The sequence below is a fragment of the Streptomyces sp. NBC_01428 genome (genome assembly GCF_036231965.1).
In the GTDB taxonomy this organism is placed as follows: Bacteria; Actinomycetota; Actinomycetes; order Streptomycetales; family Streptomycetaceae; genus Streptomyces.
Map to the genome: position 1 here is coordinate 185676 of NZ_CP109499.1, position 11792 is coordinate 197467.

Annotated in this window: 14 protein-coding genes; 9 read left to right on the forward strand and 5 right to left on the reverse strand. The window is 70.3% G+C overall.

Features of this window, described 5'->3' with window-relative positions; translation table 11 throughout:
* Positions 1 to 15: 15 nt before the first annotated feature.
* Positions 16 to 645: a TMEM175 family protein gene (locus OG406_RS00530; protein ID WP_267049971.1), complete on the forward strand. Its 630-nt coding sequence runs from the start codon at positions 16 to 18 to the stop codon at positions 643 to 645.
* An 80-nt stretch (positions 646 to 725) separates the two neighbouring features.
* On the opposite strand, the gene OG406_RS00535 is transcribed toward OG406_RS00530, so the two are convergent.
* Entirely contained in the window at positions 726 to 1217 is a 492-nt protein-coding gene (locus OG406_RS00535) for a hemerythrin domain-containing protein (RefSeq protein ID WP_164374373.1), read from the reverse strand.
* 326 nt (positions 1218 to 1543) lie between these two features.
* Entirely contained in the window at positions 1544 to 2365 is an 822-nt protein-coding gene (locus tag OG406_RS00540) for a helix-turn-helix domain-containing protein (protein WP_267049970.1), read from the reverse strand.
* A gap of 80 nt (positions 2366 to 2445) precedes the next feature.
* Between OG406_RS00540 and OG406_RS00545 the strand changes: the two genes are divergently transcribed.
* Positions 2446 to 3054, forward strand: a complete 609-nt coding sequence (locus tag OG406_RS00545) for a TIGR03086 family metal-binding protein (RefSeq protein ID WP_203661266.1) — start codon at positions 2446 to 2448, stop codon at positions 3052 to 3054.
* Positions 3055 to 3212: 158 nt separating this feature from the next.
* Positions 3213 to 3623, forward strand: a complete 411-nt coding sequence (locus tag OG406_RS00550; protein WP_329183164.1) for a ribosomal maturation YjgA family protein — start codon at positions 3213 to 3215, stop codon at positions 3621 to 3623.
* 125 nt (positions 3624 to 3748) lie between these two features.
* Here OG406_RS00550 and OG406_RS00555 read toward each other — a convergent pair whose 3' ends face one another.
* Complete coding sequence (locus tag OG406_RS00555; RefSeq protein WP_267049967.1) at positions 3749 to 4054, reverse strand: putative quinol monooxygenase; 306 nt, start codon at positions 4052 to 4054, stop codon at positions 3749 to 3751.
* 107 nt (positions 4055 to 4161) lie between these two features.
* On the opposite strand from OG406_RS00555, the gene OG406_RS00560 reads away from it, so the two are divergent.
* From OG406_RS00560 to OG406_RS00580, 5 genes are all read left to right on the forward strand, one after another.
* The gene (locus tag OG406_RS00560) at positions 4162 to 4692 is read left to right on the forward strand and encodes a winged helix-turn-helix transcriptional regulator (RefSeq protein WP_267049966.1); all 531 of its coding nucleotides are present in this window, start codon (positions 4162 to 4164) and stop codon (positions 4690 to 4692) included.
* Positions 4693 to 5219: 527 nt separating this feature from the next.
* Positions 5220 to 6320 (forward strand): LLM class flavin-dependent oxidoreductase, encoded by a 1101-nt coding sequence (locus tag OG406_RS00565; RefSeq protein WP_329183165.1) that lies wholly within the window; start codon positions 5220 to 5222, stop codon positions 6318 to 6320.
* Entirely contained in the window at positions 6317 to 7717 is a 1401-nt protein-coding gene (locus tag OG406_RS00570) for an NtaA/DmoA family FMN-dependent monooxygenase (protein WP_267049964.1), read from the forward strand. Before OG406_RS00565 ends, OG406_RS00570 begins: the two co-directional genes overlap by 4 nt.
* Before the next feature lie 195 nt (positions 7718 to 7912).
* Positions 7913 to 8590, forward strand: coding sequence for an HAD family hydrolase (locus tag OG406_RS00575; RefSeq protein ID WP_267049963.1), 678 nt, complete (start codon positions 7913 to 7915; stop codon positions 8588 to 8590).
* 28 nt (positions 8591 to 8618) lie between these two features.
* A complete protein-coding gene (locus OG406_RS00580) occupies positions 8619 to 9077 on the forward strand; it encodes a PPOX class F420-dependent oxidoreductase (RefSeq protein WP_329183168.1) in 459 nt (152 codons plus the stop codon).
* 136 nt (positions 9078 to 9213) lie between these two features.
* On the opposite strand, the gene OG406_RS00585 is transcribed toward OG406_RS00580, so the two are convergent.
* A complete protein-coding gene (locus OG406_RS00585) occupies positions 9214 to 10032 on the reverse strand; it encodes an SAM-dependent methyltransferase (protein ID WP_266849841.1) in 819 nt (272 codons plus the stop codon).
* Between the two features lie 184 nt (positions 10033 to 10216).
* Positions 10217 to 10957, reverse strand: a complete 741-nt coding sequence (locus OG406_RS00590; RefSeq protein WP_164374379.1) for a metallophosphoesterase — start codon at positions 10955 to 10957, stop codon at positions 10217 to 10219.
* A 171-nt stretch (positions 10958 to 11128) separates the two neighbouring features.
* Here OG406_RS00590 and OG406_RS00595 point away from each other — a divergent pair, with 171 nt between their 5' ends.
* Entirely contained in the window at positions 11129 to 11776 is a 648-nt protein-coding gene (locus OG406_RS00595; RefSeq protein WP_329190589.1) for a CGNR zinc finger domain-containing protein, read from the forward strand.
* Positions 11777 to 11792 lie beyond the last annotated feature (16 nt).

Consider the following 11792-nt stretch of genomic DNA (forward strand, 5'->3'; position numbering starts at 1 on the left):
TCGTACCGTGAGCCCATGACGGATGCGAGCGCTGCCGAGGCAACGTCCCGGGCCGACACGGAACGGCTGGTGACGCTGTCCGACGGCATCTATGCCATCGCCATGACCCTGCTCGTCCTGGATCTGCGTATCCCGCCGCACCTCACGGGCGCGGCTTTCCAGGAGGCGCTGCGGTCGTCATGGCCCAACCTGGGTGCCGCCGCTCTGAGCTTCGCCGTGCTGGCCGGGTTCTGGCGTGACCAGCGACGCATTCTCGCCCCGCTGCCGACCGTGTCTCCTCTGGTCACGCGGCTCACCCTCCTCGGGCTCGGGCTGGCCGCGGTACTGCCCTACCCGACCACGCTGCTCGCCGAGTACGCGTCACACCCGCAGACCATCGCACTCTACGCCGGCACCATCGCGGCCGTGGAGGCCGTGCACGTCACGGTGCTGCTGCTCACCCGGCGTCAGGCACATGTGTCATCGGAGGCACCCGCGTCCGCCGCGCGTCGCGTGTTCACGGCGCAGCTCGTGTCGAGCATGATCGTCTTCGCGGTGTCGATCGCGGTGGCCTTCTACGACACCGACGTCGCGATGCTGACGTGGATCGCGGTCGTTCCGGCCCACCACCTCATCGCCCATCGCAGCCGGACCGGAAGGCGCTGAACACCGAGGATCCCCACCGGCGCGGCTGCGGGCTGGGCCGTCGGCGTGCGGGGGCCGACGGCCCGGCGGATCCGGGTCGGTCAGCCCTTCACGATGGCACGTACGGAGTCGACGCTGCCGCAGTCCGCCGCCAACTGCTTCTCGCGCTCCTGGAGAAAGGCCGTGCCGAGCTCCGCCCGACGCTCGTCGGGGACGTTCTCCCGGGCGCCGTTGAGGATGGTCCGCTCCTCCTCGTCGAGGTGGTGCGAAACCGCCTTCGCCAGCGCTTCGAGGCGGGTGTCCCAGGTGTCGGAGCCGACCTCGGACACCTCCAGGAGCGCCAGCAGTGCCGCGTTCCCCTCGTGATGTTCCTCGGCGCCGTGCTCGACCTCTTCGTCGTCGACCTCCTTGAACCGCTTGAGTGCGCCGTACACCTGGGACTCCTCGGCCTCCCCGTGGGCGATGAGCAGGGCCGAGAACTGTTCGAGCGCCTTGGCGCGGTCCGCTTCCACGCTCCGCATCCGACGGAGGAGGTCTTCCATGCGGCGGTGGTCCTTGAGGATCATCTCGACGACGTCGTGCTCGGCGGTCATGCTGTTCTCCCTGCTCGGTACGGCTGTTGCGGGCGAGTGGCCGGCTGCGGGGCCCACGGGCGAGCCTGCAGCAAGTGCATCGTGCGTGCGCGGCGGACTCGCCGGGCCTGGTGGCCACCGTCCGGTGGAACAGCGGCCTCCCGACCGAGTTGCGCGATGCATCCGGCCAGACCCGCGTACCCCTGATCGGCCGGAGCAAGGGGGACGGAGCGGTGCGCGATGTCGCCGACCGCAGTCGGGGGGACAGCGGCGGCGGACCTGCGCCCGCGCCCCGCTTCGACCATGAGGTGCCGAAGTCGCACGCCCGTCATCGATGACAGCGCCCCCTAGCCGCTGGGGTACGCCGTCGGCGGGACGCCGACCGTCGCGTGGAAGTCCCGTACGAGATGGGCCTGGTCGGAGTAGCCCAGTTCGGCGGCGAGAGCGGGCCAGTCGACGTCGTCCTGACGGCCGGCCGTCTCCACGGCCTCGTGGATGCGGTAGCGCAGTACGCACCACTTGGGGCTGACGCCGACGTACTCGGCGAACAGGCGTTGCAGCGAGCGCACGGACAAGCCCTCTTCGCGGGCGAGGTCGGCGACCCGGCGGACGCCGTCGCGGGGGTCGCGGATGCGGGCGACGAGCCGGCGGGCCAGTTCGGCCTGAGGATCGGGAGCGGCCGGGGCGAGCGCGAGGAGACAGGCGTCCAGTGCGGCGACGCGGTCGCGGTCGTCGGCGTGGTCGAGGATGGCGGCCGGGTCCGGGGCCTGCGGGAACACGTCCTCGTACGGCGACACCTTGCCCGTCCATGCGGCGACCGGCACGTCCGGGGCGAAGGGGCGGAAGGCACCCGGCCAGAACTTCACCCCGCAGACCCGGCCGCGCCCGTGCAGCTTGCGGGTGTAGAGGCCAGGGGCGCTGACCCCGGTCAGCTCCCCGTAGGGCGGCCCCTCGTCCTCCTCCCACTGGAAGGTGAGATTCACGGAAGGGTGCGGGAGGACGTGCGAGGCATACGGCGCGGGCAGGTCCCAGTCGATGAACCAGTACGTCTCCACGTACGGACGCAGGGGCGCGGCGGGTTCGTACCGGCGGAACCGTACGCGGGTGAGCAGCGCGGAGGGATCGACGATTCCCCGGGTGTCCCGAGGCTGCTCGTCATGGGCGGACATGCCGGGATCGTACGGGGGCCAGGTGACGGCTGGCGCGTTTGTTCAAGACGGCCCTGGCGTGTCGTCCGTACGGTCGGAGCATGGACGAGAACAAGAATGTGGACAGTCTTGGTGAGCTCCTGGACATCTCGGTGTCTCGGGCCGTGCCGGTGGTCGTCGCCCTGTCGGACGCCGACCTCGACCGTCCCACCCCGTGTCCGGAGTACGACGTGAAGGGGCTGCTCAACCATCTGCTCCACGTCATGGTGGAGTTCCGGAAGCTGGCCGCGAAGGGCGAGTCGGACTTCACCAAGACGCCGGACCGGGTGGGCTCGGGGCCCGACTGGCGGGAGCTGTTCGCGACCGAGGCCCACGCGTTGGCCGCGGCGTGGGCGCAACCGGGCGCAGAGGACGGCCTGACCGGTGGGATGAACATGCCGGCCCGGCTCGTCGGGTCGATGGCGTTGCTCGATGTGACGGTCCACGCCTGGGACTTGGCCCGGGCGACCGGACAGCAGTACCCGGACGACGCCGGGCTCGCGCCTGTCGTTTCCGAACTGGACGCCTCGGTCGTCGAATTGGGCGACACGGCCCGTTCCATGGGGATGTTCGACAGCGTGGTCGACGTACCCGAAGACGCCCCTCCCCTGGCCCGCCTCCTCGCGGCAACGGGTCGCGACCCGTACGCGACGGTCCGGCACGCGACGTGATCATGGACGCCCGGCGAACTCCTGCACCCGTCAACGTCCGCGCCTGCTCCTGCACTTGGGCCGACAGGTTCCGGTGATCGAGGGACTCGACGACGGGCACCGGATCGTCACCCGGTTCCGTTAGGTTGGCGGACTCGGGGCGAATCGTGGAGGTGCAGGTGACGAGCAGGCGATGGCGGGCTGTCGGAGTGGCGGTGGTGACCGTCGCGGCAGGCCTCGGCATCAGGTCGCAGACGGGCGGTGCGTTCGCGAAGTACGCGGGAGACGCGCTCTACACGGTGCTGGTGTGTGCCGTCGTGGTCCTGGCGGCGCCCCGGCTGCAACCGGCCGTCGCGGCCGGGGCGGCGCTGGGCTTCAGCTGGGCCGTGGAGCTGTGGCAGATCGCGGGGATCCCGACCGCCCTGCACCCTCTCCTCGGAGCGACGTTCAACCCGCCGGACCTGTTCTGGTACGTCGTGGGCGCCCTCCTCGGCTGGTGTCTCACCTCGGGAGGCCGACGTGCGGCGCGCGAGCGCCCGGCCGGTCCTGGCCCCGCAACCGAAGGGACTCCCTCGGTCCGGTCACGATGAGTCCCGACCGGACGCCTCCGGACAAGAGTGCAGCCGCACCGAGGGTGGGCCACGCCGGATCGTACGGCCGTCGGCCGCGACCACCCGAGTCGCGGCGGGGTGCGCGCGTCGACCGCCGAAGGAGTTCAGGCTGCGACGGGATCACCGACGACGGTGCCCTTCATGAGCCACGTCGGCCCCTCGGCATAGGTCCGGGCCTCAGCGAAGAAGGCGGCGAAGTAGGGGCCGGTGGCGTGGGCGTTGAACGCGTCCACGTCGGAGTAGACCTCGTTCAGGTAGAAGACGTCCGGGCTCTGCTCGTCGGCGATGACCTCGAACCGCTGGGACCCGGGTTCATGGGCGAGGGAGTCGCGCGCTGTCTTCTTCGCCACGCGGACGAAGTCGTCACGGTGTTCCGGCCGAACGGTGAAGGAGACGAGGAACTGGTACATGAGATGCCCTTCCGTGGCAGTCGCTTCCCTGGCAGTTCATTCACTGAACTAGCCCACCGTAACACCAGATAGTTCAGTGAGTGAACTGCTGGAGGTAGAATCTCCGCATGACGCTCCCCAGCACCTACCCGGACCGCAATTGCTCGCTGGCGCGCTCCCTGGAGGTGATCGGCGAACGATGGACGCTCCTCGTCCTCCGTGACGCCTTCTACGGGGTTCGGCGGTTCGGCGATTTCGCGACCCAGCTCGGGCTGCCGCGGGCCGTGCTGACCAGCCGGCTGAAACTCCTGGTCAGGGAGGGCGTGCTGGTGCGGGACGACGACGGCTCCGGAACCGTCGAATACCGGCTGACGCCCAAGGGCATCGAGCTGTGGCCGGTCGTGCGCTCCCTGATGGCCTGGGGGGACACGTTCTACTCCCCCGCGGGAGTGAAGCGCGCCCTCCGTCACGACCAGGACGGCGGCCTCCTTGACGGGGAGGGGCGGTGCGAGGAGTGCGGTGCCACCGTCCCGGTCCCCGAGACACGCATCGAACCCGGCCCCGGCTTCGAACCGGAGCGCGACACGACCGATCCGGTGTCCGCCGTACTCAACACGCCGCGACGACTCCTCGACCCCCTGCCGTCCGCGCGCAGCTAGCGACGCCAACCCGCGTCGGCGACCAGCACCTGCGTCAATTCGCCGGCGCCGCACACCAAGCCACAACACGGTCCCGCGTGCGGACCTCCGCCAGACCCTGGCCTGAGCGCCCGCCGACCGGGGTGATAGCCCCGCAAGGGGCGTTCCGCCACGCGCGGGCCCTGTCGCCACCAGGTGCGGCAGCGTCCGGAGGCAGATCCCGCCGGGCTCGGCTCACCCCAGGGCCACGGCGACGGCCCGTTCGCTGCGCTACGGATGCCCCGGGCCCCCACCGGCGCTCTTGACATCCGTATCAGCGCACGACGTACGGTGAGCTCGCACGTTCCGAACGGGTGGAGGCCCTCGATGCACGTACCTTGCGCGGCGCCCCACGGTGCCTGCACGGGTACGCGGCTGATCACCCGACGGCACGTCGACTACTGCCGCACCTCCTCCGCAGTCTGTCCTTCCGTACACGTCTGATTGCCCTCCGCCGCCTCGCCCTGCCCGGGCGGCCGCCTGCTCACGTGTACTCGGAAGGATCACCCATGTCCGGCTCCGCCCTGCACCTCGCCGTCGAACTCGACGGCGACGGCGCCCATCCCGCGGCCTGGCGCCGCGCCGCCCACTCCCCCGACCAACTCCTCACCCCACGCCGCCTGGCCGGCACCGCCACCGTGGCCGAGAACGCCGGGTTCACCCTGGTCACCCTGGACGACGGCCCGCTGCCGCCCGGTGCCTCACCGAACCCGGTGGGCCGGATCGGCGCCGTGGAGCGGGCCGCGTTCGTCGCGGCGTCCACGACCACGATCGGCATCGCACCCGTGGTCGCTGTCACCTACGCCGAACCCTTCCACGTGTCCAGCCAGTTGGCGTCTCTGGACCACATCTCCGAGGGCCGGGCCGGCTGGGTAGTGGCAGAAGAGGACCGCCCCGAGGCGGCCCGGACCTGGGGGCGGCCGGAGGTGTCCGGTCCGGCCGCGCGCGCCCGGGAATCCCGTGACGGAGTGCGGGTCGCCCGCGCCCTGTGGGACTCGTGGGAGGACGACGCGGTCATCCGGTCCGTGGCCACCAGCCGCTACCTCGACCGCGAGCGGCTCCACTACATCGACTTCACCGGGGAGTCGTACGCGGTGAAGGGGCCGGCCATCGTGCCGCGCCCGCCCCAGGGGCAACTCGTCGTCCTCGGCCGGCCCGACTCGGTTCCCGCCGCACAACTCGACGTCGCTCTCGTGACCGGCCGCGACCTCGCGACGGTCGCCGGCGCCGCCGCTTCCGCCGGGACCCCCCTTGTCCTCGCCGAGGTCGAGGTGGCGCTGGACACACCGGACGCCACCGGCGCGGAGCGCGTCGCCGACCTGGAGCGCTACGCGTCGTGGACGGATCACGGACGACTGCGGCTCACCGGCTCGGCCGAACAACTGGTGCTTCTGCTGGCCGAGTTGAGCACCGTCGTCGATGGCGTGCGTCTGCACCCCCTGGTGATCGACGAGGACCTCCCCGTCCTCTCGCAACGCGTCCTGCCCGCACTCAGCGACCGGCACCTCGTCACCCGGCGCCTGCCGGGTACGTCCCTGCGCACGACCCTGGGTCTGGAACGTCCCGCCAACCGCTTCGCCGCCGCGGCCGTCCAGGAAGAAGCCCGATGACCCGCACCGATCCGCTCGACGTCCCCCGCCCGGACGCACAACTCCACTTCGGGGTCTTCTTCCAGGGCGTCAACCACTGGACGATCTGGTCGGCGCCCGACAGCGGCTCGCAGATCGACCCCGCCTCCTTCCGCCGCGTCGCCCGGACCGCCGAACGGGGCCTGTTCGACGCGTTCTTCCTCGGCGAGGGACTGCGGCTGCGTGAGGTCGACGGCCGCATCCACGACCTCGACGTGGCCGGACGGCCTGACGCGATCACCCAACTTGCCGCCCTCGCCGCCGTGACCCGGCACATCGGCCTAGTGAGCACCTCCAACTCCACCTTCAACGAACCCGCCGATCTCGCCCGCCGCCTGTCCGGACTCGACCTGCTCTCCGAAGGCCGCGCCGGCTGGAACGTGGTGACCACGGACAACGCCTGGACCGGCGCCAACTTCCGGCGCGGCGGCTACCTCGACCACGCCGACCGGTACCGGCGCGCCGAGGAGTTCCTCACCGTGGCCCGCGCGCTCTGGGACGGCTGGCAGGACGGGGCGATCGCCGGGTCCACCGGTGCGCCCGCCTGGTCGGCGCCGTCCGCCGTGCACCGGGTACGCCACCAGGGTGCGCAGTTCGACGTCGATCTGGCGCCGACCCTGCCGCGCAGCGTTCAGGGGCACCCCGTCATCTTCCAGGCCGGCGACTCGGGCGAGGGGCGCGATTTCGCCGCTCGCAACGCCGACGTCATCTTCTCCGCCCACGGCACCGACTTCGACGACGCGCTGGCCTTCGCCGAGGACATCCGCCGCCGGCTGCGAGCCGTGGGGCGGCCCGACGACGACGTACGCATCCTGCCCGGCACCGAGATCATCATCGGTGCCACCGAAGCGGAGGCGCTGGAGAAGAAGCGCTGGATCCGACTGCAACAGGTCACTCCGACCACGGCGTTGGGCATTGCCGGGGCGCTCTGGGGTTTCGACCTGTCCGACCGTGACGCCGACGGACCGCTTCCCAAGGAGGACCCGGTCGTCAGCGAGAACGACGGCTCCTTCGGCTCCCGTCGGATCGCCGATCCGCGGTCGGTCGTGTCCGAGTGGCGGGCCAAGGCCGAGGCCCAGGGGTGGTCGCTGCGCGAGGCCGTCATCCATCTCGGGCCGCAGCGTGGCCACGTCGGCACACCGTCCGGCCTCGCCGACAGGTTCACCCGCTTCGTCCGGAACGGCGCCGTCGACGGCTTCAACGTCACCCCGTACCTGATCCCGGACGGCCTCGACGACATCGTCGACCTTCTCGTCCCGGAGCTTCAGGAACGCGGCGTCTACCGCACCGAGTACACCGGTACGACCCTCCGCGAGCACCTCGGCCTGCGCGAACCTCTCACTCGACGCCCGGCGAGCGAACAGCGGCAGGCGGGCTGACCATCGGGTAAGTGAGCAGGGGCTCCCGACGTCGAGTCGGTGAGCTCCTGCTTCTCTGTCCGCCCACGACGGTGGGGAGCCGCAGGCAGACCCACTCCAGCGACGCGGGGTGGTCAGGGGTCGGCGGGTTCATTGACCGTCGCCCCCTCCCGGCGGGCGGACGACATCGGAAGGTACGCGTGGCATCCTTGGCCCGTGCTCTCATCCGATCACGTGGGCGTCGCGTTCTTCGACGTCGATGGCACCCTCGTCCCCGGCACGAGCTCGTCGGTCTTTCTGGCTGGATTCCTGGGCCATCGGGACGACCTGGTCGCGGCCGAGGAGTCCTACGCATCGGGTGAACTGGACAATCGACAAGTCTCCGAACGGGACGCCAAGGGCTGGGCGGGTGTGCCCGAGCAGTACGTCTCCCGCCGGCTCGACGACCTTCCCCTGGTCTCGGGCATCGCGGAGACAGTGGGCTGGTGCCGGCGGAACGGACTGGTGCCCGTGCTGGCAACGCTCGCCTGGTTGCCTGTCGGCGCCCATCTCGCCGAGCGGTTCGGCTTCCACGCGTTCAGCGGACCTCGGCTGGAGACCATCGGCAATCGGTTCACGGGCCGCGTCGCCAGCCACTTCGACGAGCACGACAAGCGGGATTTCGCCCTCGCACAGGCCCGGGAGCTGGGGTTGACCGCGCGCTCGTGCGGGGCAGTCGGGGACAGCCGCTCCGATCTGCCGCTGTTCGCGTCGGTGGCCGTGAGCGTGGCGTTCAACGCGTCGGCAGGAGCACGGGCGGCGGCGACCATCGCGGTGGACGGCGGCGACCTGCGTGGCGTCGTCCCCGCCTTGAGCCGGTTGGTGCCAGGGACTCGGCTGAGGGGCGTGGAATGACCACGCCGGCAAGCAAGTTGAGCACGTCATGACTCAAAGCCCAGCACCTCGGTCCCTGTCGGACGACGCGCTCTCCCGACTGCTGAGCAGTCAGCGGTTCGGCACGCTCGCCACCAACAAGAGCAATGGCCATCCTCATCTGACCACCATGGTCTACAGCTGGGACGCCGTGGAGCGAATCGTCCGTTTCTCCACCACTGCCGACCGCGTCAAGGTCAAGCAACTCCGGCGTGACCCGCGCGCGGCCCTGCATGTTCCGGGCGGCGACGTGTGGTCGTTCGCCGTGGCGGAGGGCGAGGCCGAGGTCTCCGAGATCACGGCGGCCCCGGGGGACGCGATCGGGCGTGAGCTGCTCGCGATGATTCCGGAGGGCGCGAGGCCACAGGATGAGGGGACGTTCCTGGAGCAGTTGGTCGCCGAGCGCCGGGTGGTCATCCGGCTGAAGGTGTCGCGGCTGTACGGAACAGCGCTGGACCTCGACGACTGAAGACTGATCACAGCTGGTCGTCGCCGACTCCCTGCCGAACGTGCCTGCCGACGACGCGGACAAGGAGCCCGGCGAGGGCCGCGGCCGGGGACGCGGCCGGCCCCGATGCGCGGGACCAGAGCAGCCCGTTGTGCTGTCAGGCCTTGCGAGCCATCCCCGCGGCGATGAGCTGTTCCCACACGGTGAGTTCTCTTTCGCCGCTGTCGTTCCACGCCTTGCCTGCGGTTTGCGGGCGCCACAGGGAGGCGGGGACGACTCCAGGGTCGAGGATCTCCAGCCCGTCCAGCAGGTGCGCGATCTGCGCGTCGGTCCGCCAGCGGCCACGGCCGAACGTCTTCTGCAGCACCTTCTCCGCCTCGGCCGTCTCCGGGTTGTCTCCGGAACGGAAGTGGCTGACGAAGAAGTAGCTTCCGGAGGGCACGCGGTCCCGCCAATAGCGAACGATCCCAGCAGGGTCCTCCTCGTCGTTGACGTGGTGGAGGACGGCGCTGAACATGACGGCCACGGGGCGTTCGAAGTCGATCAGCGCCCGGGTCTCGGGATGGTCGTAGACGGCTCCGGGGTCCCGTACGTCAGCCTCGATGACCCTGGTCCGGTCGTTCTCCTCCAACAGGGCGCGCCCGTGGACGAGTACTTGAGGGTCTATGTCGACGTACACGACGCGGGATTCCGGAACGTGCCGTTGCGCCACCTGGTGAACGTTGTCGGCGGTCGGCAGGCCACTGCCCAGGTCGATGAACTGGGTGATGTCCGTGGTCGTCGCGATCTCCGCGACCGCCCGGGTCAGGGCCGCACGATTGGCGAAGGCGATCGCCACCGATCCGGGGAGGTCGCGTTTGAACACATCGCCGATCTCCCGGTCCACGGCATAGTTGTCCTTGCCGCCCAGCAGGTAGTCGTACACCCGCGCGATGCTGGGCTTGGTGGCATCGATCGAGGTGCCTTCGCTCGTCATGGTGAACATCCTCCCTTGTGAAGGAACCCGCTGCCCATGCTTTTGGACCATCAAACGGACTGCGCAGCATGGAGAGTTGACCTCCTGGTCGGCCACCTCTCCGCGCAGCACGACACCCGGCTCCTGGCTGACTCGTTCGGCGACGGTACGGACCGCGACGCCTCCGTGGCGCGCGAGCGGAAGATCAGAGCACGACGCGGTAGTGGGTGGTGAGGCGCCGGTCGTCGTCGAGGATGTGGAACGCGAGGCCGGGCGGCTGGTCACGGTCCGCGGCCTGGTCGCCCTCCCAGGGCATGCGCAGGGTCCAGGTGATGGCCGGTCCGACGATCAGTGGACGGGCGGCGAAGGTCGAGGCCGCCGCGGTGTGGGCGTGGCCCGTGAGGACCGCGACGACCCGCGGGTGCGCGTCGAGCAAGTCCGCCAGGCGGTCGGGCTCTTGGAGCATGCCGGAGTCGGGCAGCGGGTGGTGGAGTTCGACCGGCGGCTGATGGAAGGCGATCAGCGCCGGGGTGTCCTGCGGCAGAGCGGTGAGCGTGGTGTCGATCCAGGCGAGTGTCTGGGCGTCGAGGCGTCCCTCGTCGCGGCCCGGGATGGTGGAGTCGCACATCAGGACGGCGGTGCCGCCGATGTGGTGGACCTGATTGATCGGACCCTGGTCGGGCACCTCTCCGAGCAGGCCCTTGCGGTAGGCCGGTCGCGCGTCGTGGTTCCCGGGACAGGTGAGCACGGGGAAGGGGCCGGTCAGGAGCTGAGCGGCTTCCTCGTACTCGGCCTCCTCGCCGTGATCGGCGATGTCCCCGGTGACCAGCAGCGCGTCGACCGGACGGGGCAGCGCTCGCAGGTAGTCCATGACGCGAGTGGCACGTCGAGTCGCCCTCTCGCTGCCGTCCAGGTGCAGGTCGCTGATGTGCGCGAGCAGCGTCATGCGCAGTCTCCCCCAGTGGCGGGTTCAGCCGCCGTCCTGTGCCGGTTCGGGCGTCTCGACCCGCTCCGATCTCTAACGGAAGTTTTCAGTTTTCCGTTAGGAACCATAGAGTGCGCCTCGGGACACGTTCAAGTGGTCGACCACCTGGCACCGACGTGGAAGGGCTATCTCGTGGAGCGTTGGCTGGCACTGGAACTGGCGAGCACGATCCGCCACGACGGAGACGGCGGCGTCGTCGACGACCTCGCCACGTTCCAGGGAACGACGCACTGGATCCAGGAGCAGGGAGATCTGCTGGCCGGCCACATCGCGGCAGGGCAACTCACGGCCGATGAAGACCTCAGGCGTGGAATCGTCGAGCTGCGGCAGGCAGTCCGGGCCCTCTTCGCCCGTGTGGTGAGCCCCGCTCCCCCCAGCCCGGCGGACGCGCATCGCCTGATGAGTCCCGACCGGGCAAAGGCCCACCTCAACGCGGTTGCCGCGCGGGAACCGGTCGCCCCGCAGCTGGAGTGGCCCGACGAAGGAGCGCCTGGCGCGCGGGTGTTGTCGGCGGAGAACGATCCGCGTGTTCGGCTTCTCGCAGCCCTGGCCCGAGCCGCCATCGACTTTCTCACCGGTCCGCAGCGCACCCAGTTGCGATCCTGCACAGCGCCCCGCTGCGTGCGCTATTTCGTCAAGAGCCACGGACGGCAGGAGTGGTGCAAGCCCTCCTGCGGAAACCGCGCTCGCGCGGCTCGCCACTACAGGCGCCAACGCACGGTGGCCGATGACGGTTCTACGGCATCTGCTGCCACCTGTGCCGGGCCGAACTCTGTTTGACGCCGTCGGCGTCGAT